At 42.7% G+C, this 21,294-nt stretch carries 23 protein-coding genes; 7 read left to right on the forward strand and 16 right to left on the reverse strand.

Going from position 1 to position 21,294, the window contains the following annotated elements:
• Nucleotides 1–157 precede the first annotated feature (157 nt).
• From KCX82_RS20310 to KCX82_RS20325, 4 genes are all read left to right on the forward strand, one after another.
• Nucleotides 158–1,627 carry a phospholipase D family protein gene (locus KCX82_RS20310; RefSeq protein ID WP_227020307.1) on the forward strand — a complete coding sequence of 490 codons (1,470 nt, stop codon included), beginning with the start codon at nucleotides 158–160 and terminating at the stop codon, nucleotides 1,625–1,627.
• Nucleotides 1,628–1,699: 72 nt separating this feature from the next.
• Complete coding sequence (gene sdaAB / locus KCX82_RS20315) at nucleotides 1,700–2,368, forward strand: L-serine ammonia-lyase, iron-sulfur-dependent subunit beta (RefSeq protein WP_227020308.1); 669 nt, start codon at nucleotides 1,700–1,702, stop codon at nucleotides 2,366–2,368.
• A gap of 14 nt (nucleotides 2,369–2,382) precedes the next feature.
• Nucleotides 2,383–3,246 carry an L-serine ammonia-lyase, iron-sulfur-dependent, subunit alpha gene (sdaAA, locus tag KCX82_RS20320; protein ID WP_227020309.1) on the forward strand — a complete coding sequence of 288 codons (864 nt, stop codon included), beginning with the start codon at nucleotides 2,383–2,385 and terminating at the stop codon, nucleotides 3,244–3,246.
• Nucleotides 3,247–3,319: 73 nt separating this feature from the next.
• Nucleotides 3,320–4,042, forward strand: coding sequence for a GntR family transcriptional regulator (locus tag KCX82_RS20325; RefSeq protein ID WP_227020310.1), 723 nt, complete (start codon nucleotides 3,320–3,322; stop codon nucleotides 4,040–4,042).
• A 132-nt stretch (nucleotides 4,043–4,174) separates the two neighbouring features.
• On the opposite strand, the gene KCX82_RS20330 is transcribed toward KCX82_RS20325, so the two are convergent.
• Nucleotides 4,175–5,263 carry an ABC transporter ATP-binding protein gene (locus KCX82_RS20330; RefSeq protein ID WP_227020311.1) on the reverse strand — a complete coding sequence of 363 codons (1,089 nt, stop codon included), beginning with the start codon at nucleotides 5,261–5,263 and terminating at the stop codon, nucleotides 4,175–4,177.
• A 153-nt stretch (nucleotides 5,264–5,416) separates the two neighbouring features.
• Here KCX82_RS20330 and KCX82_RS20335 point away from each other — a divergent pair, with 153 nt between their 5' ends.
• On the forward strand, nucleotides 5,417–5,908 hold the full coding sequence (locus KCX82_RS20335; RefSeq protein ID WP_227020312.1) for a helix-turn-helix domain-containing protein: 492 nt from the start codon (nucleotides 5,417–5,419) through the stop codon (nucleotides 5,906–5,908).
• On the opposite strand, the gene KCX82_RS20340 is transcribed toward KCX82_RS20335, so the two are convergent.
• From KCX82_RS20340 to KCX82_RS20355, 4 genes are read right to left on the reverse strand one after another with little or no spacing between them, the layout of a single operon-like run.
• Nucleotides 5,897–6,367: a hydrogenase maturation protease gene (locus tag KCX82_RS20340; protein WP_227020313.1), complete on the reverse strand. Its 471-nt coding sequence runs from the start codon at nucleotides 6,365–6,367 to the stop codon at nucleotides 5,897–5,899. The genes KCX82_RS20335 and KCX82_RS20340 overlap by 12 nt on opposite strands.
• Nucleotides 6,367–7,779: a nickel-dependent hydrogenase large subunit gene (locus KCX82_RS20345; RefSeq protein ID WP_227020314.1), complete on the reverse strand. Its 1,413-nt coding sequence runs from the start codon at nucleotides 7,777–7,779 to the stop codon at nucleotides 6,367–6,369. Before KCX82_RS20345 ends, KCX82_RS20340 begins: the two co-directional genes overlap by 1 nt.
• Complete coding sequence (locus tag KCX82_RS20350; protein WP_227020315.1) at nucleotides 7,776–8,591, reverse strand: hydrogenase small subunit; 816 nt, start codon at nucleotides 8,589–8,591, stop codon at nucleotides 7,776–7,778. The genes KCX82_RS20345 and KCX82_RS20350 overlap by 4 nt, the downstream gene beginning before the upstream one ends.
• 2 nt (nucleotides 8,592–8,593) lie before the next feature.
• Complete coding sequence (locus tag KCX82_RS20355) at nucleotides 8,594–8,878, reverse strand: cytochrome b5 domain-containing protein (RefSeq protein ID WP_227020316.1); 285 nt, start codon at nucleotides 8,876–8,878, stop codon at nucleotides 8,594–8,596.
• A 227-nt stretch (nucleotides 8,879–9,105) separates the two neighbouring features.
• Between KCX82_RS20355 and KCX82_RS20360 the strand changes: the two genes are divergently transcribed.
• Nucleotides 9,106–10,314, forward strand: a complete 1,209-nt coding sequence (locus tag KCX82_RS20360) for a GGDEF domain-containing protein (RefSeq protein WP_227020317.1) — start codon at nucleotides 9,106–9,108, stop codon at nucleotides 10,312–10,314.
• Here the strand turns inward: KCX82_RS20360 and KCX82_RS20365 are convergent.
• The 10 genes from KCX82_RS20365 to mtnA all read right to left on the reverse strand — a co-directional run bounded on the left by KCX82_RS20365 (nucleotide 10,269) and on the right by mtnA (nucleotide 18,633).
• On the reverse strand, nucleotides 10,269–11,264 hold the full coding sequence (locus KCX82_RS20365; RefSeq protein ID WP_227020318.1) for a hypothetical protein: 996 nt from the start codon (nucleotides 11,262–11,264) through the stop codon (nucleotides 10,269–10,271). The two genes, KCX82_RS20360 and KCX82_RS20365, sit on opposite strands and share 46 nt — an antisense overlap.
• Before the next feature lie 157 nt (nucleotides 11,265–11,421).
• Entirely contained in the window at nucleotides 11,422–11,712 is a 291-nt protein-coding gene (locus KCX82_RS20370; RefSeq protein WP_227020319.1) for a DUF2325 domain-containing protein, read from the reverse strand.
• Between the two features lie 28 nt (nucleotides 11,713–11,740).
• Nucleotides 11,741–12,172, reverse strand: coding sequence for a flavodoxin (locus KCX82_RS20375; RefSeq protein ID WP_227020320.1), 432 nt, complete (start codon nucleotides 12,170–12,172; stop codon nucleotides 11,741–11,743).
• Nucleotides 12,154–12,774, reverse strand: a complete 621-nt coding sequence (locus tag KCX82_RS20380) for a DUF3793 family protein (protein WP_227020321.1) — start codon at nucleotides 12,772–12,774, stop codon at nucleotides 12,154–12,156. The genes KCX82_RS20375 and KCX82_RS20380 overlap by 19 nt, the downstream gene beginning before the upstream one ends.
• A gap of 181 nt (nucleotides 12,775–12,955) precedes the next feature.
• Nucleotides 12,956–14,050: a D-alanyl-D-alanine carboxypeptidase family protein gene (locus tag KCX82_RS20385; protein WP_227020322.1), complete on the reverse strand. Its 1,095-nt coding sequence runs from the start codon at nucleotides 14,048–14,050 to the stop codon at nucleotides 12,956–12,958.
• 74 nt (nucleotides 14,051–14,124) lie between these two features.
• Nucleotides 14,125–14,718, reverse strand: a complete 594-nt coding sequence (gene scpB, locus KCX82_RS20390; RefSeq protein ID WP_227020323.1) for an SMC-Scp complex subunit ScpB — start codon at nucleotides 14,716–14,718, stop codon at nucleotides 14,125–14,127.
• Nucleotides 14,715–15,491 carry a segregation and condensation protein A gene (locus KCX82_RS20395; RefSeq protein WP_227020324.1) on the reverse strand — a complete coding sequence of 259 codons (777 nt, stop codon included), beginning with the start codon at nucleotides 15,489–15,491 and terminating at the stop codon, nucleotides 14,715–14,717. The genes scpB and KCX82_RS20395 overlap by 4 nt, the downstream gene beginning before the upstream one ends.
• 87 nt (nucleotides 15,492–15,578) lie before the next feature.
• Nucleotides 15,579–16,457 (reverse strand): DMT family transporter, encoded by an 879-nt coding sequence (locus KCX82_RS20400; protein WP_227020325.1) that lies wholly within the window; start codon nucleotides 16,455–16,457, stop codon nucleotides 15,579–15,581.
• 128 nt (nucleotides 16,458–16,585) lie between these two features.
• Complete coding sequence (locus KCX82_RS20405) at nucleotides 16,586–17,473, reverse strand: DMT family transporter (RefSeq protein ID WP_227020326.1); 888 nt, start codon at nucleotides 17,471–17,473, stop codon at nucleotides 16,586–16,588.
• 44 nt (nucleotides 17,474–17,517) lie between these two features.
• Complete coding sequence (gene mtnA / locus KCX82_RS20410) at nucleotides 17,518–18,633, reverse strand: S-methyl-5-thioribose-1-phosphate isomerase (protein WP_227020327.1); 1,116 nt, start codon at nucleotides 18,631–18,633, stop codon at nucleotides 17,518–17,520.
• A gap of 231 nt (nucleotides 18,634–18,864) precedes the next feature.
• Between mtnA and KCX82_RS20415 the strand changes: the two genes are divergently transcribed.
• Nucleotides 18,865–19,833, forward strand: coding sequence for a D-2-hydroxyacid dehydrogenase (locus KCX82_RS20415; RefSeq protein WP_227020328.1), 969 nt, complete (start codon nucleotides 18,865–18,867; stop codon nucleotides 19,831–19,833).
• Between the two features lie 41 nt (nucleotides 19,834–19,874).
• Here the strand turns inward: KCX82_RS20415 and purD are convergent, their stop codons facing one another.
• Nucleotides 19,875–21,143 (reverse strand): phosphoribosylamine--glycine ligase, encoded by a 1,269-nt coding sequence (gene purD, locus KCX82_RS20420; RefSeq protein WP_227020329.1) that lies wholly within the window; start codon nucleotides 21,141–21,143, stop codon nucleotides 19,875–19,877.
• Nucleotides 21,144–21,294 lie beyond the last annotated feature (151 nt).

The following is a 21,294-nucleotide window of genomic DNA, read 5'->3' on the forward strand; positions in this document are numbered from 1 at the left end:
AGAAGACTTTTTAACCCTGATCCGGGTGAAAAAGACAAATTACTTCAAAATAAATATTCCAGCAATTTTCCAGCCCTGTGTCACTACCGTAGCCACAGGGCTTCTCTTATGTTATAGTATTAGAAAAGCCGCTATAAATTAGAGAGAATGGTGATCTATGATAAAAGATAAGTTCCGTTTAGTATTGCAAGAGATTCAATGCTGGAAAGTGAAAAACAGAAGAATTTTTCGCATTCTGATTTCAGTTTTATTAATCCTCCCTTTGTTATTCGGATGGATGACACCTCCACCAAAAGGAACCTCCTATATAAGCTCTCCTTCGTCTGTATCCGATATCAGGCTCCTGTATGATCTAACCTATACAAAAAACGATGCATTGATTCATGATCAGAATATCCTGAATGAGCAGTTAAAAATGATAGATGAAGCAAAGGAGTTTATCGTTGCAGATTTATTCTTATATAATGATTATTACAATACAGAAAAATATGAATTTCCACATACAACTCAAAAACTTACAAATGCTATTATAGAAAAGAAGAAAAAAAGTAAAGATATAAAAGTGTATGTCATTACCGACGAAATCAACAATAGCTATAGTTCAAAGATGAATCGGCAGTTTCAGCAAATGGAAGACAATGGGATTGAAGTTATTATCACCGATCTGAGCAAGGTCAGAGACTCAAATCCAATCTATTCCGGTTATTACAGGACCTATATAGCACCCTTTGGGTTAAATGGATCCGGTTGGATCCAAAATCCCTTCGGTGACAACGGGCCTGATGTGACAATTCGCAATTACCTGAGACTGCTTAATTTCAAAGCGAACCACAGAAAGGTATTGATCACGGATCAGTCTGCCATGGTCAGCTCTGCTAATCCACACGACGGAAGCGCCTATCATTCTAATATTGCGTTTCAATTTTCCGGCGAAGCTGTAAAAAGCCTGCTGGAAGCAGAAAAGGCAGTGGCCTTATTCTCCGGCACCGAAATCAAAGATATAGAATATAATCTTCAAAGCCGGGAAGCCCTTTCGGAGACTCAAGTACTTATTCTGACAGAAAACAAAATAAGGGATGAAATATTAGAAAATATCGAAAGCGCCGGTCAAGGAAATAGCATTTACATAGGAATGTTTTATTTGTCTCATCGGGAAGTCATCAAGCAGCTCATAGAGGCATCAAAAAGGGGAGCATCTGTTAAAATCATTCTGGATCCCAATAAGGATGCCTTTGGATACGAAAAGTCAGGAATACCAAACAGGCAGGCTGCAGCTGAGCTTCTTAAGAAATCAGGCAATCGCATACAAATACGTTGGTATCACACCCACGGCGAACAATATCACGCCAAGATATTTGCCGTTTATAAAGATGAAGAAGCTGTCTTAATCGGGGGCTCTGCGAATTATACCCGCAGAAATTTAGACAACTACAATCTTGAAGCGGATCTGATGGTGACCGTGAAGAGAGAGGATCCTTTAGCAGAAGATTTTGAAGCTTATTTTCATAGAATATGGTTCAACCAGGATGGGACATATACCGCAGATTACACTGAATATATGGATGACAGCATATTCAGGATAATGATTTACCGATTCCAGGAATGGACCGGATTATCAACCTTCTGATTGCCAGCCCCTATTTCATTAAAATACATTCGAAATGAGATAAAGAAATAAGATAAAGTGAGGTAAAGGAATATGAAAGACATCAGTGTCTTCGATATTATCGGCCCCAACATGATTGGCCCTTCCAGTTCCCACACTGCCGGAGCTCTTCGGATTGCCCTTCTTGCAGGCAAAATGGTAAAGGGCGGGATTGTCAACGTAAAATTTATTCTTTACGGTTCCTTTGCCGAAACCTACAAGGGCCATGGCACAGACAGAGCGCTGCTGGCCGGAATTATGGGCTTCAATACCGAAGATTACAGGATAAAGAACTCCTTCTCCATCGCCGAGGACAGAAACCTTATCTATTCTTTTGAGGTGAATAAAACCAACAAGGACGTCCATCCCAATACCGTCGATATTGTCATTACAAATGATTCGGGTAAAACAACCACTGTCAGAGGAGAATCCATCGGCGGCGGTAATATTTTGATTAAAAAAGTAAACGGTGTCGAAATCAGCCTTTCCGGTGACTATAACACCATTGTGGTAAAACAGCAGGATACTCCCGGCGTAGCAGCCCATATTACTAAAATTTTAAGCGACCATCATATCAACATTGCCTTCATGAGTATTTATCGGGAGGCGAAAGGCGAATTTGCCTATACCATCATCGAGGTGGATGAAAAAGTCTCCCAGGACGTTGTTGCCGAGCTTGAGAGTAACAGTCATATAGAAAGCGCTATGCTGATAGAGGTATAGGGGGAGGATGTGAAATGAACTTTATTAACGCCGAAGAGCTTTTACAGTTATGCAAAGAGAACAGCCTAACCATTTCTCAGGCCATGCTCAAAAGAGAGACAAAAATAAGCGGGGCCTCCCGGGAAGAAATGATAAATAGAATGACCCATGCCTATCACATTATGAAAGAGGCCGTACAACAGTCGCTGACTCAGGAAATCCGGTCAATAGGAGGGCTCATCGGCGGAGAAGCGGTAAAAATCAACCAAAGAAGGCTTCACGGCAAGCCGGTCTGCGGGGATATTATATCAAAGGCAATTGCTTATGCCATGGGTGTTCTGGAAGTAAATGCTTCCATGGGACTGATTGTAGCTGCTCCCACAGCAGGCTCCTCCGGGGTCATCCCCGGCGTGTTCTTGGCAATACAGGAATCTTTTCATTTTTCAGAGGAAGAAATGGTAGACGCACTTTTTAACGCAGGAGCTGTGGGCTATCTGATTACCCGAAACGCTACCGTTGCCGGAGCTGAGGGGGGATGCCAGGCAGAGGTAGGTACCGCAAGCGCTATGGCAGCTTCTGCGGTCACGCAGTTAATGGGCGGTGATCCCGTGCAATGTCTCGGTGCAGCTTCCACTGCCATAACCAATATTCTCGGATTGGTGTGTGATCCCATTGGGGGGCTGGTGGAAGCCCCCTGCCAGAAGCGTAATGCCATGGGTGCCTCCAATGCTCTGATCAGTGCCGAAATTTCCCTGTGCGGTATTGCCGGGATCATTCCCTTTGACGAGGTTGTGGATACCATGTACAAAGTGGGAAGAAGCCTCCCCCGAGAATTGAAAGAAACTGCGCTTGGCGGTATCGCAGCCACTCCTACCGCTTGCAGCATGTGCCGCGGGTAAGTAAAAAAATGACTACCATTTTCAGGCATTTTATTGTAATATTATTTATATTGCAATGTGGGGAGGTTCTGTTATGAAAAAGATGTCGTTAGCCATGCAAGCAAAAGAACAATTTCTTGAAATGTATGAAAAAGGTGAATTTGTTCCCGGTCAGAGAATTCCATCCGAATCGGAAATGTCGAAGCTTTTTGGCATAAGCAGGGAAACCTGGAGGAGCTCTCTGGAGCTTTTACGCAGAGAAGGAATCCTCTACTCTAAACACGGAGCAGGAACCTACCTTTTGGATGATACTCACAAAATTGAAAACGATCTTTCAGAGCTGAGGAGCCTTTCGGAAATGATAAGAAATGCAGGTATTGAAGAAGGTGCTCCCAAGCTTACCATAACCAGCGAATACCCCTCGGCTGAAGTCGCTCAGCTGCTGCGTCTTACCAAAGAAGAATCCGTTTGTGTGATAAAGCGAATCCGATATTCGGAAGCCGGAGCCATCTGCTCCAGCATCAACTATATTCCCGGAACCCTGGCAGACGAATTGGATTTCAAATCGCCCCCATCTTCAATATTTAATTATTTTGAAAAAAGAAAAGGCATTTTAGTTGCAAGATCCACAACACGTATTGTGATTCCAAGTAAAGACGATCCCCTCATCTCGGAGCTTCGCAAGATGAGAGATGTTGCCATACTAGGGCTGAAACAGCTCCATTTCGATTCAAGAGGAAATCCTGCCATGTATTCCATAGACTATCTTCGCTGTGACCTCTTTGACTTCTCCATAACAAGAATCCGACAGCGATAAGCAATAAAAAAATGGTGCCCGGGTTGCTTTCCAAAAGAAAGCCGATTCCGCAGGCACCATTCTTGTATTTTATATGTTTGGAGAGTTCTAACGCTTTTCTAGATTTCTAACGCTTTTCTGTTTTCGGCAAATCTAATTGCTGATTACCTTCTCCGTTTCCTTGTCAAAGATATGAAGTTTATTGGTATTGAAGGCCAGCCAGAGTTCAGCATCCGCTTTGCAGTTATCGATAACCGGAGTCCGCACCGTCAGCTTACTCCCTGCCAAATCGCTGTATAAGTACATTTCAGATCCCATCAGTTCGACCACATCTATGTTTACTTTCACAGAACTGATTTCATCGTTGATTGCGATATCCTCAGGCCGGATTCCCAGCACCACTTCTTTTCCCTCATAAGGAGCCAGGTTCGCCCACTTACTCTCAGGCAAAGGCATTCTGTAACCTGCGAAAGTTACAGCATAACCGGAATCCATCTTCTCTATCACCGCATTGATAAAGTTCATCTGAGGTGATCCGATAAATCCGGCAACAAAGAGATTGCATGGTTTATTGTAGAGATTCTGCGGGGTGTCCACCTGCTGTATAAATCCGTCTTTCATGACGACAATACGGTCTCCCATGGTCATAGCCTCTGTCTGGTCATGGGTTACATAGACAAAAGTAGTTCCCAGCCTTTTGTGCAGTTTTGCAATTTCGGTACGCATTTGGGTACGCAGTTTGGCATCAAGATTGGAAAGAGGTTCATCCAGCAAAAATACCGCCGGATTTCTTACCATTGCCCGTCCTAAGGCTACACGCTGCCTTTGTCCTCCGGATAAAGCTTTTGGTTTACGATTCAAAAGATGTTCGATATCCAGAATTTTAGCTGCTTCCTCAACTTTTTGCTTGATCTCCTCCTTGGGCATTTTTCTCAATGTAAGACCGAATGCCATATTCTTGAATACGGTCATATGCGGATAAAGGGCATAGTTTTGAAACACCATGGCAATGTCTCTGTCCTTCGGCGCCACATCGTTAACCAATTGATCTCCTATATACAGCTCGCCCGAAGAAATATCCTCCAGGCCCGCGATCATTCGAAGGGTTGTGGATTTTCCGCAGCCGGAAGGCCCAACTAAAATGATAAATTCCTTATCTTCTATTTCCAGGTTAAAATCCTGTACCGCAACTACATCTCCCGGATAAACTTTTTTTATATTTTTCAATGAAATATTAGCCATCTTTCATCCTCCCTGTCTTTGTTGTGCTCAGTCTAACACAGCAATGCAAAGAGGCACAAGGGTAATAAATTGATAATTAAGGGTAAAATATTGATATTGTATGGAATATCGAATATAATCTAGATAATCATCAGGGAAAAGGAGAAAAAAAGCTTGGAGAATCAAAGGGCCAGCCAATCGGAAAATCAACTGCCGGATCAAAGGGCCAGCCAATCGGAAAATCAACTGCCGGATCAAAGAATATTTCTATCCTGCCGGGAAGGGCAGGGTTATCCGTCTCTGGTAAAGGATGCCATCTCCTTGATCGAATGCAACTATGCTTTTTTATACGGCATAGATGATTTGGCTGCCCAGCTGGAAGTGACAAAACCGCACCTCATCCGGACATTTACTGCCTCCGCAGGAATCTCTCCCGGTAAATACCTGACTCGAATCCGCATCTATCACGCACAGCTTCTGTTAAGTTCCGGTTCCGATACGCCGATGGAAATGGTAGCGGGAGCCTGCGGCTACTCATGCGCCAACTATTTTTCCAAGGTATTTAAAAAGCATACCGGTCTTACTCCGACAGAATACGCGCTCTCTGTAAACGACACCGCGTTTCCATCTCGTAACGATATGCTTCTGCAAAGGCTATATCTCTGATAAAATTTTTTGGATGATATTCTTTACCTGTAAAACAATCTCGGAAAATTTCTCTTTCATTTGCTCTGACAATCCGATACCGTAATCAATAACACAGGCTTCAACGCCAATCAGGATCCCGTCAGAAGAATAAGCATCCTTATGCAGTTTTTTCCCTTTGACAATCGCTTGTATCAGATCATCTTCATGAAGAGACAAAGACAAATCCCCTCTATCGAATAATTCGGCAATGGGTACCACCGACACCGAACAGGGTTCCCGCCCCAGACAGGAGGAATCCAGGATCACCAGAAATTCATCCCCCTTGATCTGCTCCAAGCAATAATTAACATCTGTTTCCCCTGCCACATATCTGCAATTTTCTTGCTTATTCTCAGATTCCAGGATTTCGGTAAGATAGATGCCGATACCGTCATCCATCATCAACCGATTTCCGATACCCAATACCAGCATATCCATCATGGGGATACCAGTATGAATTTGGATTTGCTATCTTTGTAAAACACATGAGTTGCGCAGGAAACGCAAGGGTCAAAGGAGCGTATGATCCTTCCCAGTTCCACAGGGTTTTGTTCATCCTCAATATAAGTATCCATCAATGCCTGTTCAGCGGTTCCCCGGAGTCCTTCATTGCTTCTTGATGATAGATTCCATACGGATGGGGTTATCACCTGATAAAAGGAGATTACCTTCCCGTCTATTTTAATCCAATGACCCAGAGAACCACGGGTGGTATCCGTAAGGCCGGCTCCTACGGCAGTCTCCGGAATTTGATACTGGGACTGAGTAAATGCACCCGGTATAAAATGATCCAGGAGCGTATCCATGATTTCGCCGATCTTTCTTGCTTCCAATACTCTTGCAATGGTTCGGTCCATGGTAGAGATACCGTTCTGATATTCGCCGCTGAGCCATTGCCTTGCCAGAGGCCCCACCTCATAGGAACGGTTCTCATACTTTGATGATTTAATCCAGGAATAAGCCCCTTGTTTATTCCGGTCATTTACCGGTACTGTTTCTAAAGGGGTATAGGCATCCACCTGATCTGTATACCAGGAATAATCGATTTCCTCGGAGATACGGTCCTTATGCAAAGCGGTAATCTGCCCGTCCCGATACGTTGAAGGATCTACATACAAGGTCCCCAGCTCCTGATAATTGTTAAAGCAGCCATACGTCATTAAGTTTCCGTATCCCTTACCGATATGATAATAGTCGTTATAATATTGAGCGATAATGGCTACATCAGGAATCATTTTCTCTTCTATAAAACGCCTGATACCAAGCAAGATCGACTTCAGGCTTGTAATATTATCCGCATTGGCTTGGAAGGTGATACCGCCTACAAAGATTCCGTGGTTGTGAGGGGCCTTGCCGCCGAAGGTCGCCAGCATTTGATGTGCATTCCGGCTGAATTCCAAAGATTCAAAGTAGTGGGCTACAAGCAGATCATTTTTCTCCTTGGGCAGCCTGAAATCCGTATGAGCTGTTTGGAATAGAGGATATTCATCCGGCAGCTTCACATAGTCCGGTAACGTATATTGATAAAAATGCCGAAGGTGATTTTGAAGAAATTCACAACCGTGCATAAAGTCCCTTAGATATCTTCCCTGTTCGCTGGGGACAACACCAAGTGCAGACTCAAGCGCCAGCGTGGAAGCCAAACCGTGGGCAGTTGAACAAATACCGCATATCCTTTCCGTAAAATAAATAGCATCCAGAGGATCTCTTCCATTCAGCATTTTTTCAAAGCCCCGGAACATAAGACCTACTGTTTCTGCATTCGTTACTTTATGATCGTCTACCGTCACATCAATTTCCAGGAAGCCGCTGATTCTGGTAATCGGGTTTAGCTTAATGATCTCACTCATATTGTTTCTCCTTGTGTTTCTGCCGGATATGTTACAAAGGGCTCCATTACATCCGGAAACCCGAACTGCGCACACCCGATGCAAGGCGTATTGGCTTGAACCGGCCAGTTTTCCCTGATATTCCATTTTCTGATCGGACAGTCGATATAGGTAATCGGACCTTTGCAGCCAAGCCGAAACATACAGGTGTCCTCGCCCAGTGTGGTAGCGAAGATTCCCTGATCGAAATAAGACCGTCTTTCACAGCGCTGATGGATAGTGGTGCTGTAAAAAAGTGTCGGTCTGTTTTCAGCGTCTAAGACCACCTCTCCGTACATAAGGATCTCAGCCAGAGTACCTAAAAACCAGTCAGGGTGGCAGGGACAGCCAGGCAGCTGAATCACTTTCCGTTCCAATACATTCTGTACGCCCACGCACTCCGATGGATTTGGTCTTGCCGCAGAAACCCCTCCATGTGAGGCGCAAGCCCCTACTGCCAGAACATGTGTCGCCCTTTCTCCCAGCAGCCTAATGGCTTCAAGACCCGTAACATCTCTCCCCTGCCACTTTCCAATGATCTGATAGATACCATTGTCTTTCAAAGAGACTGCTCCTTCCACGGCCAGAATAAACTCCTGGTCCAGCATAGAAAACAGCTGGTCCATGGCGAATTCTCCTTCTGAGGCTAACAGGCTATGTTCATAAACCAGGTTTACCATTTCATTGATCATATATTGAAAGTCCGGATCTGCACCGTCAAGCAGGGAAATGATATTTCCGGAGCATCCATTGAGTTCCAGCCATACGAGATTCTTTTTCTCAATAGAAGCCATTCCTACACCACCAATCTGCCTACAACTGTTAATTTTTGGATGATGGCGTCCCAAAAATGGCAGGAGCGGTACAGATCGGTAAGGTCCTTTCCTGCTGTCATTCCAAAATGTTTCCCATCCGCCCAGGTAGGCTCATCTGTTACATCATAAACAACTCCGTTTATCGCAACGTACGCTTTTCTGCCTTCCATGCCGTCATATTCCGCCAATTCCTCTAATGTAAATTCCATCATTTGATTCCGTTCAATCAGAAATGCCAATTTTTGTTCCAAAAGTGTACTCTGCATTACCGTCCCCCCCTCATCTCTTATTAATCTTATTAAAATAGAAAGAAGAATATTCGCTAATTCTCCTTACTTGCCATTCCGTAAGCAAAATAGGGCTTATGGATGCTCTATTATTTAAGCAAAAAATATGATATGATAAGAAATAATCACAGTTTTACAGGAAAAGCAATCATTACAGTTTTATAGGATAAGCAATCATCGCAGTTTTATTGGAAGGAGTGATAGAAATGAGGCCATTAACAGGTTCCAGAAAGGTTCTGTTCTTTGTCACCGTCATTGCCATAACGCTGATGCTTTCATTTTTTTCCTTTTCCGTTTACCGCAATATCCATAGTATGATTGTAGAGGAAAAGGGGAATACGGCAATGGATCTCTCCATTTCAGTTGCAAAATTGGTGGAGCAGGATCTAGATTCCTTTAAACAGCTGGTTTATACCGATTTCAATAAAACCGATCGCTATGATGAAGAATACTTCTATGAAATGCAGAAAATATTTCAGGATATCAAAACCAGAACCGAAGTGAAATTCCTCTATTGCGCCAAACGCATTTCCGATCATGAAATCATGTATATATTTGACGGGGAAGATCCGGAAAGCGAATTATATTCCCCTTTTGGTTCAATAGATAATCTGGATCAAGTAGAGTTAAAAGTATATGAAAGTAAAGAATCAAGTTATACTCCCATTGTAAGCGACGAGGTCTGGGGAGAACTGGTTACCGGCATTACGCCGGTTATTGATCCGGAAACGGACCAAATCATTGCTTTCATAGGGACGGATGTTTCCGCTGCGGAAGTGCGGTCAACACTTGCGAATATCAGAAATTTTATTCTTTTAAGTTCCTTGGTCTTATTGTTGATTACAAGCTTTATCATCTACCAGCTTATAGGCATGTCCTCCGTCTTTTCTGAAATGGATTATCTGACAGGACTGCACAACAAAGGATACCACGATCATCACCTGAAACAGCTGATAAAAAAATCAGCTCAGTCCAAGAAATCCTTTGTTCTGTTAATGATTGATTTTGATGATTTCAAAGCCATTAATGACGAGTACGGCCACCCCTTCGGAGATAAAGTTTTAAAAAGCGTGGCCGATACGATAAAAATGTATATGAGATCCATGGATATCTGCTCCCGCTATGGAGGAGATGAGTTTGTGATACTTTTGCCCGGTACTACGATACATTATGCAAAGCTGGCCTGCCAGTGGCTTTTTAAAGAAATCTCTTCCCTTCGCCTGGTGGCAGATAACAAAATGGAAGTGAACGTATCCATCAGTATTGGAATTGCCGAATGGCAGCCCTGCATGACTGCAGACCAGGTTATGAGAAACGCGGACAGGGCCTTGTATCACGCGAAAAAATCAGGGAAAGGCAAGATGGCGGTCTACCAGGAGGCCCTTTTCTCCAACAGTTCTTCTCCTGTCAGCTGACATTTGCACATCTTGATGGTATCCCCGGTAACGGTTTCCAGGCTGCAAGAGCCGCATAATCCTTCACCGCAGCAAATTCTGAAATTATTGCTCATTGCCAGATCTGCATGAGGCAGAATTTCTTTTGCCAGTTTACCCAGGGTTTCAATGTAGTAGTCGGACGTAAGAATAATTACACTGTGATACCCTTTTTCCTTCATGAGCGCTTCGATTTCTTTTTTTCCCTCTTCTTCCGAGAAAGGCAGATATTTAATAATTCCGCTGCTCATTGCCGCCCCCTCGTAGCATTCAAAGGTATTTTCATCCAGATAATCGCTGATCAGTTCCTTGCTGATTTTTTCCGTATCAATGACCATATCTACAATTCTGCGATGGCACAGATACTGGCAGGCAAGAATTGCCGGTGCGATACCGATGCCCTTGGCCAATACCAAAACGCTATGACCCGGTACCCTTTTTCCGAGAATGGTTTGGATACCCTGCAGGCCGTTTCGATAAGGGCCTCGAATGACAAAGCTATCCTCTTCCTGCAGCAGGGCTTTTGTTTTGGCTGAAATAATTTTAACACCCAAATGCAAATACCCCTTTTCAACATCAGCCTTCATAACCGATATCGGTACTTCATAAAAGTTCAAGGCATCTTTGGTTTTCATAAATAAGTAAGAGCCCGGTCTGCTTGCTTTTATTGCAAAACCTTTGCCTACATTCAGGACAAATACCACCAGGTCATCCATGTAAGTCCTGCGTTCAACAATGGGTACCTCAAAATCCTTTCTGGGATTATTGATCTTCCCATTCAACTGCTTAAATTCATTATAAATGCAAACACCTCTCCAGCTGCAATCACAGTAATCTTTCCCTTGCAGCCGGCTGCAGGTCAAACAATCACCTGTCAAAGCCAGATAGCACGGGCAGTTCTCCGACCCTGCGTCAATACAATTCATAACCATTTTTCAAGCTCCCTCCGACTAAAACTACTATCAAGTTATTGACAGACAAACTCTTTTGTGACAGTTTCAAACGAATAAATCGGAGAGCAAAGAAAAACTCACTGCTGAAAGCTGCAGTGAGTTTAGCGTAGACTGAACGTATGATTTTGGATAGGCATTAATTCAGATTTTCTTCTAATTCCTGAATGGTACGTTCCAGCGCAACGCCGCTGCTCGTATGGCATCGGAAGATGGGAATGTCTTTTCGTTTGGCCTCATTTGTGGCAACACTGACCATTTTATGAGAAACAGTATTGGTAAATATAATCATAGCATCGGGATTCCCGATTTTCTTTTCAAAGTTTTTGGGAAACTGCGTAAACACCTTCACCTTATGTCCGCATTTGTCACAGATATCTCTATAGTGACAGTGCATTCTGTCATGGCCTCCGATTAATAATATACTCATATTTCATCACCTTTTTATGTCACAGTCCCTAATAAGCTGCAAGACCCCTTCCCAGATTTCTGCACGCTTCAAGCCCATCAGAATCAGGAGTCTCATTTATGATCAACCCTTCTGCATAAAGCATAGCTCCTGTTTTTGCCGTTCTTTCGTACCAGTCTCTCATCCATTCACCATCTCCCCAGCCGTAAGAACCAAAGAGGGCGATTTTTTTTCCTTTTAATTTCTGTTCGATGGCTTCAAAGAAAGGTTCAAATTCGCTTTCTTCAAGGACTTCGGCTCCCATCGACGGGCAACCCAAAGCCAGCTTGGAATACTCCTCAATCTTTCCGGGATCAAATTTATCTACTGAAAATAATTCTGCTGCCTGATCACCCCCTGCTTTCAGGCCTTCATAAACCGCTTCTGCCATAGCCTGTGTATTTCCTGTACCGCTCCAATATATTACTGCTGCCTTTCCCATTTTCTATTCTCCCTTTCCCCGGGTTTTCCCCAGTATGTTCCATGTAAAATCTGTTCAATTGAAACACCGTTTTCTATTCTGCTGCTAAGTTGATTTCTGCATTGTGTAAACTGCTCAAAGAGTTCTCTGGCTTGTTCCACATTGGAATACACCTTCCAATACCCGTTTAATTTGCATTCTCTCCCATTGTTTTTCATAAAGCCAACCACATCATCCAACGGATACCCCAGAAACAGACCAATTTCATGCGGAAAAGTACTTCTATCACTCATTCGTTCCTTTAATTTCATTACTTTTTCTTCAAGCGTGACGCATTGGCTGTAACCCTGAGCTCTTAAAAATTCATCAACCTCTTTTTGATTCAATTGGCCGGCCAAAGCTTCTTTACGATAAACAAGAATTAAAACTTTTTGGCGGCATTGTTTTAAGGTAGTCATTTGAATGCCCCATTGACCGAACAGCTTCTTATAATAAAGAATATACGGCTTTTCAAGTTCATAAGCATTTTTGCATAAGGCAAACATGTTCGCCGACTTCATTCCGTCAAGAGTTGGCGCACAATGATATACAAGCTTTCTTTCAAATTCCAATTCGTTTATCATGAAGATCCTTTCCTCGGTTAGCCTACGCTAACCAATTTGTCAAAATAATTGAGAACAATATGTTCTCAATTGTTTTGCAGATAAATGCTTAGATTTCTCTTATAGTTAGCATACGCTAACTTCTTTTTTTTCTTATCATAGCATCGGATACGGTTTCTGTCAACTGATTTTTATTTGTTTTTTACTTTCGATCGATATCTTCTAAATAAAATAATGGCGCAGAGTAGATGTATTCATTATTTACATATATTTTTAGTTCACCGGCTTTCTGCCATCGGCATACAGGTGCTTTTATACCGGTACTCATCACATATTCAATGGAAATATTACTATTTGTCTCTTTCATTCCGGGAATTGTAATATCCTGCTTCGGACCCACATATACAAAATCCTTGCAGCCTTTTATGACTTTAACCGCTTTTAGAGGTCTTTGTCCGGGAGCAATGAGAATTTTTTCATAATTGTTATATACGTAGTCCATTAACTTGTAGGTATCATTAAACCAATCCGGAGCATTCAGTACGACACAAATGAGCTCCATTCCATTTCTTTCTGAGGAGGCGACCAAAGTCCTCCCAGCCGCTTTTGTATAACCTATTTTAATACCTGTGCCGCCTTCATATTGATAAATGACCTTATTTTTATTGTAAAAGTAGTTATACTTTCCAACACCCCGATCCGTAATCCAGGATTTTGCTCTCGCAACTGTCTTGAATTCTTCATTTTTCATAGCTTCTCTGGATATCAAAGCCATATCTCTGGCTGTCGTATAATGTTCGTCATGATGAAGGCCGTTTGGATTCATAAAATGTGTATTCACCGCTCCAATTTCTTTTGCCCTTTCATTCATCATTGCAACAAAATTATCAGTTGTACCCCCTATTGCTTCGGAAATTGCAATTGCAGCATCATTTCCCGATCTTAGCATGAGCCCGTAAACCAGATCTCTTAAGGGAATTTTTTCTCCCTTTTCCAAATAGATGGAAGAACCTTCTACGCCTGCGGCATTCTGAGATACTTTAACCTTTTTCTCCAAGTCACCGTTTTCTATCGCCAGCAATGCTGTAAGAATTTTTGTTATACTGGCGGGATACGCCTTTTCATCGGCATTTTTTTCATACAAAACTTTACCGGAATCCGCTTCTATGACGATTGCATTTTGGGCTGAAACGGCTGGCGGTTCTGGCACTTGTTTTTCTAAAGCTGGTTCGCCGTATATCGGTGTGAAAAGCCCCATTAATGCTATTAATAGTATAGAAATTATTATTCTTCTCATAAAAATATCTCCTTCCTTTATAGTTTTTGTTATAAAGAAAAGAGATATGCTGGAAATTTTATGTTTTCTAAAGATTAAGATTGCATAAGGTCGATAGAAATTTGTTGCAAATCCAAGTTGTCTTGTATTTCTTCGTCATCATGAACCACGCTGACGATATCCTCAATCTCAGGTAAATCCTTCAGGTCTTTAAAACCAAAGTTTTTCAGAAAACCTTTGGTTGTTCCAAATAAAATAGGGCGCCCGATTCCGGAGGATCTTCCTGCCTCCTCTACCAGACCTTTTTTCATCAGACCTTCAATAACTCTGTCACATTTGATTCCTCTGATTGCTTCTATTTCGCCTTTTGTTACAGGCTGCTTGTAAGCGATAATAGCCAGAACTTCCAGGGCAGATTGAGACAATTTTTTTTCTTTTACAGGCGTACAGAGCCTTTCTATGTATTCATTATTTGCTATATTCGTACAGAATTGAAAGCTTTTATCAATTTCTCTGATGAGAATACCTCTGCCTTCCAGCTCATACTCTTCTTGAAGTTCCTTGAAGCAATCATAAGCATCCTTCCAATTTATATTGAAAATTTCTGCCGCAACCTTTACATCCAGAGGCTCTCCCCATACAAAGAGCATGGATTCAAAAGCAGATTTTATTGTTTTTTTGCTTGTCATGAAATGGTGCTCCTTTCTTCTTGCGGCTGGTCTTCCTCGTTACTGCGCAGACTTAATGTAATCTCACCAAAATTTATATTCTGTTTTACCATAATGGATTTTTGCCGTATCATTTCCAGCATGGATACAAAGGTAAGCACTACCTCATAGCGGCTGGTTTGGGGCTTCAATAATTCTCGAAAGCTCAATCTTTTTTTGTCCTTCAAGCGGAAGAGATTTTTTATGTAGTCAATGGTGGATTCAATACTTATTTTTTGCCGTTCTACCCGCTCATAATTCTTTTTGATTTCTTCCAATTTTTTCTTCTTTTGAAGAAAAATATGAAACGCTTTTACAAACTGGGCCAGGTCAAGATTCAGATATTCGTCCGGTTCTTTTGTATAAGGAGCCAAATCTTCCTTCGGTTTTTCATAAATCCGCAGATTCTGCGCTTCCTGCTGTTCCAGCAGTTCCGCTGCAGCTTTGAATTTCTTATATTCCAGAATTCGTTGTACCAATTCGGTCCTGGGATCTTCATAAAGCGCCTCGGAACCCTCCGGTTTTATTTTCGGGAGCAGCATTTTGGACTTTATTTCAATTAACGCAGCCGCCAATACCATAAATTCTCCGGCTAAAATAACATCCAGAGCCTGCATTCGCTCTACGTATTCCATATATTGCTTCGTAATTTCCGATACCTGAATATCATAGATGTTCATCTCGGCATTTTCTATGAGGTATACAAGCAAATCAAATGGTCCTTCAAATATGTCAAGTTTAATCTTATATGACATGCACCGCTCCTTGTTGAAATTTTATTGGTTCCGTACAAGAGAATCCAAGTTTGTCCAATATCCCCTATATTATCATAAAGCATCTGTTCATTCAAGTTTTGCCTCGTGGTAATTGTAGTACAAGAGTCCGCAAATTGTGATAATTCCTCCCACCAATTGCCACAAGGTCGGAATTTCCCCAAAAAATATCACTGCCATGGCAGAAGCGAAAATAGCTTCCCCGTTCTCTATGGTGGAGATATATAGGGGCGTCACATGTCCTAAGCACCAGTTAAATACAGCATGTGCACCGATTTGGCAGACAATAGCCATTGCAAAAAGGTACCCATAATCCATGGAGGAATACCCGGTAAAAGGTGTTTTCGTTGCAAACATTCCAATGGTAAAAACCACCCAGGAAACGCTGAATACAAGAAAAACATATACGGTTGCATTGATATTTTTTCTCAGCCTTCTGCCGGCAAGAAAATAGAGGGCCAGAAAAATAGCGCCCAGAAAAGCCATAATATCGCCATAAATTGCATTTCCCGAAAAGCTGTAATCCCCGCCGGTAATGATTGCGGCCCCGAGAAGGGCGATCAGTACGCCGGCCACCGCTTTCAAATTGGTTTTTTCCCGAAGGACAAGTGCAGTAATGGCTAGAATGATGATAGGATGCGTAGAGCATATTACTACGGCACTGGCCACCGTGGTATTTTCTATGGATGTAAACCAGGTAAAAAAATGAGCGCTTAGAAAAAGCCCCGCTAAAATGCAGCCCATAAGCTGCCTGCGGGTAATGGAAAGAAGCTCCTTTTTATGCCAGAAAATAACCGCCAGAGTAAAGAAAGGCAGTGCATAGGTAAGTCTGTAGAACCCCACGGCGATGGATGATGCATTAATTAATCGGATAAAAATAGCGGAGGTTGAGGCCGAAAGAACACCAGCTACCACTACTTTTTTTGCATTTCGTTCAAAAATGTTCATATTGTTATTGCTCCATAACTATCATGTAAATATAATCTGATCTGTTCTCACCAAAATACAATACCATTTTTTAAGAGGTTTGTCGCAGCAATTCTCATATTGCGAATTTTCAGAAATTACCGTGTGATTCAATTATCAATTGAATCACGCTGGCAAATGAAAACGCCTAGAATAATAAGCGCTGCCGTAAGCAGCTTGACAGGCTGCAGAACCTCGCCAAGGAGCATCACAGCCAGCAAGATGGAAAAGACAGGAACCAGATTAATAAAGATAGATGTTTTCCCTGGACCAATTTCTTTAATCGCCATCTGCTGCACCAGGTATCCGATCACAGAGGGGAAAATGCTCATATAAATAACTGCACCATAGGCAGACAGCGGTACGGACAAGAGAAATGTCCACGGCTTCTCATAGAGTACGAAGGGAATCAACGCTGCGGTACATACAACAAAACTATAGAATGTCATGGCAAGAGATGGGATTTCCTTCCCTTTACTTTTGCTGAAAACGCTGTAAGCTGCCCATGCTGATACAGCACCAAGCATCCAGAGATCCCCTTTATTAAAGGAAAAATCCTTTAGCAAAGAAAGGTCGGCACCTGTAATGGTAAGAAGTACTCCTGAAAAAGAAAGCAGGATTCCGGCCAGCTGTTTTATTTTTAATTTCTGTTTCAGGAAAAGAAAAGCCATAAGCACCGTTACCATAGGGTTAGCAGCGGCAATGATGGACGAGTTGATGGCAGTTGTACTCTTTAATGCGGTAAAGAACAGTACATGGTAACCAAACATACCCACAAGTCCGGTAAAAAGATATACCGGCAGATGTCCGATTTCAAACTGATACGTTTCTTTCTGCCTTTTCATAACAAAATACAGGATGATCACTGCAATGAAAAATCTAAGAAAAGTCAAGGTGAAGGTAGGTATGTATGGTACACTGTATTTTCCAGCAATAAAAGCTCCGGACCAGAACATTGCAGAGCACACCATCAGGATATAGATTCGATTTGTTGTCATGTTTCCTCCGGGTCATTCCTTACATTCAGCAATGGAAGACTGATCTACTCAGCCTTCCTGGTTTCGTTTTCAAACAGTTTTGCGATGCTCTCCTCATAGGGCGGATAAAGAATTCCTTTTTCCGTTATCACCGCTGTGATATATTTGGCATCTGTCACATCGAAGGCCGGATTGTAGGTCTTGATTCCTTCCGGTGCCATGCTCTTGGCATACCACATTTTATAGATCTCTTCCCCTTCTCTCAGTTCTATGTGAATATCCTTCCCTGTCTTAGTATTGATATCAATGGTAGAAGTGGGGACAAACATATAAAAAGGAATCCCGTATTCCTTTGCCAGGATTGCCACCCCAGATGTACCGATTTTATTCGCACCATCACCATTGGCAGCCATTCTGTCGCAGCCTACAACAATGGCATCCACCCACCCGTTTTTCATCACGATGGATGCCATATTATCACAAATCAAGGTGGTGTCAATACCAACCTGGGAGAGTTCCCAGGCAGTGAGCCTTGCCCCTTGCAGTAACGGTCTGGTTTCATCAGCAAAAACTTTAAAATCATACCCCCGCTCCTGCCCAATATACAGCGGCGCCAAACAGGTGCCATATTTCGCCGTGGCGATAGTCCCTGCGTTGCAATGGGTCAAAATCCCCATTCCAGGTTTTAAAAGAGACAAGCCATATTCCCCCATAGTACGGCAGGACGCTTCGTCTTCCAATCTGATCTTCTCCGCCTCCAGGAACAGCCCCTCCCGAATCTCTGCAAATAGTTGCTCCCAGCTCTTGCATTCCGACGCTTCTTCTGTTTTCTTCAATTTCGGATCGAATTTCTGAAGCGCACTCTCCATTCTGTCCAGTGCCCAAAAAAGATTCACAGCTGTAGGACGGGATGAAGCAAGATAGTTTTTAACATCCATAAATTTTTTATAATAGTCTTCATAACTGTCGGCCGCTATGTCTTTCACAGAAAGGTATAGTCCATAGCCCGCTGCCACACCGATGGCAGGCGCACCTCTTACTTTCAGCTTATAAATTGCATCCCATACATCCTCCTTGGTGAAAAGCTCCTGGTATACTGTTTCACCGGGCAGCAGGGTCTGATCCAGAATCAGCATCCTGCCATCTGTAAATGTAACCGGCGATATATTTAAAATTTCCATTGCAATTCCCTCCTGGTTTTATCGTTTTTTCCCGCCGCACAAACAATTCTTTTTTCTGAATCTGAGAGGCGCTTGTATGATTCTTAACGTTTCTGATATAATAATGAACCAATAAGTATTATACCATTATTCCTGAAAAGTAAGTATATATAATTCATCAATAAGGGTTCAAAGGAAAGGGCCCTGCAAAGTTCAGCCTATAAGCAATAGAAGGCAAAGAAAGGCGACGATATGAAAATTGTAATACTGGATGGATATACCATCAATCCCGGCGACTTGAGCTGGAGCGAATTTGACAAAGTGGGAGAGGTTACGGTTTATGACAGAACTTCTCAAGACCAGCTGATTCAGCGTATCGGCAAAGCGGAAGCGGTGCTGACATCAAAATGTGTTCTGACGAAAGAGGTCATGGAACAGTGCCCTAATCTCAGCTATATTGGAATACTGGCAACAGGCATCAATATGGTTGACCTGGCCTATGCCAATGAGCGGGAGATAAAGGTTACCAATATTCCGGCCTATTCAACTGAATCCGTTGCCCAGCTTACCATTTCTTTGCTTCTTGAAATATGCAATCGGGTTCAAAAGCACAGTGATGCAGTCACAAAAGGTCTTTGGAGCGAATCGAAGGATTTCTGCTTTACCGTATCGCCTCAGATGGAGCTAATGGGGAAAACAATCGGCATTATAGGATTTGGAAATATCGGCAGGAGAGTCGCAAGGATTGCTGAGGCTTTCGGTATGAGGGTTTTAATTTCTACTCGTTATCCGGATCGTAATTTTGCAACGGAGCAAATTCATTTTGCCAATGAAGAAGAAATACTTTCTTCTTCAGATATAATAAGCCTGCATTGTCCGCTAACCGAGAGCAATAAAGGATTTATCAATCAAAGCACCCTATCCAAAATGAAAGATGGTGTGATCCTGCTAAATACATCAAGAGGCCCTCTCATTAACGAAGCGGATCTGAAGAGAGCATTGGAAACCGGCAAAGTCTATGCTGCAGGCCTGGATGTATTATCCGCAGAGCCGCCCAGGGAAGGAAACCCATTAATCGGCATGGATTCCTGCATCATCACACCGCATATTGCATGGATTACCAAAGAATCACGCATACGCCTTATTGGTATTGCGGCAGCCAATTTGACCGCCTTTGCAGGGGGCAAAGAGTTAAATTCTGTCAATCACCTGAAAAGCTAACCCTATTTTACTTGAAATTATTTGATTAAAATGGAGAGAAATTATCTCTCCATTTTTCTTAGCAGTCCTATATCCGTTCTGTATTGAGCACCTTCAAATATAATGCGGGTTACATTGTCATAGGCTTTTTTCCTCGCTTCCTCGTGTGTTTCGCCAAGTGCAGTAATGCCTAAGACCCGTCCCCCGTCGGTAACGATATCTTGGTCTACTAATTTTGTACCACTGTGGAATACCAGCACATCCTCATCCACGTCATGAAGCCCCTCGATTAGATTTCCCTTTTTATATTCGCCGGGATAGCCGCATGAAGCCATTACAACACATACGGCTCTTCTGTCATCCCATTCCAGCTTCTGCTCAGCCAGCCGATCCTCCATGACGGCCTCCATGATATCTACCAGGTCTGATTTCATTCTCGGCAGAACCGACTGTGTTTCCGGATCACCGAAACGATTATTGAATTCTATTACTTTCGGACCTTCCTCTGTGATCATTAACCCAATAAACAAAACGCCTTTAAAGTCGAGTCCATCCTTCTGAAATCCCTGAAGGGTAGGCTTCAGAACCCGCTCGTTTATCTGCTCTTTGATTTCATCGGTAAAAATCAGGCTAGGAGAATAGGTTCCCATCCCTCCGGTATTTAAGCCTTTATCATTATCATAAATCCTTTTATAGTCTTGGGCGGATTCCATAGGAAGAATGGTCTTTCCATCAACAAAACAGAGTACCGATGCCTCAATCCCTGACAAAAATTCTTCCACTACCACCTTTTCACCGGCAGCTCCAAAAATCTTATCACCCATCATTTCCTCGATGGCTTTTTCAGCCGCAGCACGATCTTCCGCAATGACGACCCCTTTTCCGGCAGCCAGGCCGTCAGCCTTCAACACCATAGGATAGCCGAAAATTCCGATGGCCTTTTTTAATTGCTCCATATCGGTATACTCTTTGTACCCAGCCGTAGGTATTTTATGCCGGGCCAAGAAGGCTTTGGTAAAAGATTTGCTGCCCTCAAGCCGGGCACATTTTTGATTCGGACCAAAGGCTTTTATCCCAACTTCCTTAAGAGCATCTACAATACCCATGGAAAGGGGCACCTCCGGCCCGATCACAGCAAAATCAATCTCCTTTTCCTTTGCAAAGGAACAAATCTTATCTATCTCTTCTGCATTTATGGGCACACATTCCGCAAGTGCGGCAATTCCCGGATTCCCAGGGGCACAGTAGAGTTTTTTCACTCTCGGGCTTTGGACAAGCTTCCATGCAATGGCATGTTCCCGTCCTCCGCCTCCTACGATCAGAATTTTCATAGTTCCTCCCTTTTTTTATCTCAAATCAATATTTATTAGTTTGTGAAACTAAGTCACAATTTTTTTCTGATCAGCAAAAGGTCTAATTTTATGTGATAACGCAAAGCTGGTTCGCAGTTTTGATATTTTCATAACCTCATCTCATGATTTT

The organism is Sinanaerobacter chloroacetimidivorans (assembly GCF_018128545.1).
GTDB classification, from domain to species: domain Bacteria; phylum Bacillota; class Clostridia; order Peptostreptococcales; family Anaerovoracaceae; genus Sinanaerobacter; species Sinanaerobacter chloroacetimidivorans.

Excerpts from the sequence above, each read along its gene's own strand:
- purD (WP_227020329.1), bottom strand. The coding sequence starts at position 21,143 with ATGAAAATTCTGATCGTAGGAGGCGGAGGACGGGAACATGCCATTGCA.
- mtnA (WP_227020327.1), bottom strand. The coding sequence starts at position 18,633 with ATGGAAATTTTAAATATATCGCCGGTTACATTTACAGATGGCAGGATG.
- KCX82_RS20325 (WP_227020310.1), top strand. The coding sequence starts at position 3,320 with ATGAAAAAGATGTCGTTAGCCATGCAAGCAAAAGAACAATTTCTTGAA.
- KCX82_RS20370 (WP_227020319.1), bottom strand. The coding sequence starts at position 11,712 with ATGAGTATATTATTAATCGGAGGCCATGACAGAATGCACTGTCACTAT.
- KCX82_RS20365 (WP_227020318.1), bottom strand. The coding sequence starts at position 11,264 with ATGGTTATGAATTGTATTGACGCAGGGTCGGAGAACTGCCCGTGCTAT.
- KCX82_RS20340 (WP_227020313.1), bottom strand. The coding sequence starts at position 6,367 with ATGGATATGCTGGTATTGGGTATCGGAAATCGGTTGATGATGGATGAC.
- KCX82_RS20310 (WP_227020307.1), top strand. The coding sequence starts at position 158 with ATGATAAAAGATAAGTTCCGTTTAGTATTGCAAGAGATTCAATGCTGG.
- KCX82_RS20350 (WP_227020315.1), bottom strand. The coding sequence starts at position 8,591 with ATGGCTTCTATTGAGAAAAAGAATCTCGTATGGCTGGAACTCAATGGA.
- sdaAA (WP_227020309.1), top strand. The coding sequence starts at position 2,383 with ATGAACTTTATTAACGCCGAAGAGCTTTTACAGTTATGCAAAGAGAAC.
- KCX82_RS20345 (WP_227020314.1), bottom strand. The coding sequence starts at position 7,779 with ATGAGTGAGATCATTAAGCTAAACCCGATTACCAGAATCAGCGGCTTC.
- KCX82_RS20415 (WP_227020328.1), top strand. The coding sequence starts at position 18,865 with ATGAAAATTGTAATACTGGATGGATATACCATCAATCCCGGCGACTTG.
- KCX82_RS20395 (WP_227020324.1), bottom strand. The coding sequence starts at position 15,491 with ATGTCATATAAGATTAAACTTGACATATTTGAAGGACCATTTGATTTG.
- KCX82_RS20360 (WP_227020317.1), top strand. The coding sequence starts at position 9,106 with ATGAGGCCATTAACAGGTTCCAGAAAGGTTCTGTTCTTTGTCACCGTC.
- KCX82_RS20380 (WP_227020321.1), bottom strand. The coding sequence starts at position 12,774 with ATGATAAACGAATTGGAATTTGAAAGAAAGCTTGTATATCATTGTGCG.
- scpB (WP_227020323.1), bottom strand. The coding sequence starts at position 14,718 with ATGACAAGCAAAAAAACAATAAAATCTGCTTTTGAATCCATGCTCTTT.
- sdaAB (WP_227020308.1), top strand. The coding sequence starts at position 1,700 with ATGAAAGACATCAGTGTCTTCGATATTATCGGCCCCAACATGATTGGC.
- KCX82_RS20405 (WP_227020326.1), bottom strand. The coding sequence starts at position 17,473 with ATGACAACAAATCGAATCTATATCCTGATGGTGTGCTCTGCAATGTTC.
- KCX82_RS20330 (WP_227020311.1), bottom strand. The coding sequence starts at position 5,263 with ATGGCTAATATTTCATTGAAAAATATAAAAAAAGTTTATCCGGGAGAT.
- KCX82_RS20385 (WP_227020322.1), bottom strand. The coding sequence starts at position 14,050 with ATGAGAAGAATAATAATTTCTATACTATTAATAGCATTAATGGGGCTT.
- KCX82_RS20375 (WP_227020320.1), bottom strand. The coding sequence starts at position 12,172 with ATGGGAAAGGCAGCAGTAATATATTGGAGCGGTACAGGAAATACACAG.
- KCX82_RS20400 (WP_227020325.1), bottom strand. The coding sequence starts at position 16,457 with ATGAACATTTTTGAACGAAATGCAAAAAAAGTAGTGGTAGCTGGTGTT.
- KCX82_RS20355 (WP_227020316.1), bottom strand. The coding sequence starts at position 8,878 with ATGCAGAGTACACTTTTGGAACAAAAATTGGCATTTCTGATTGAACGG.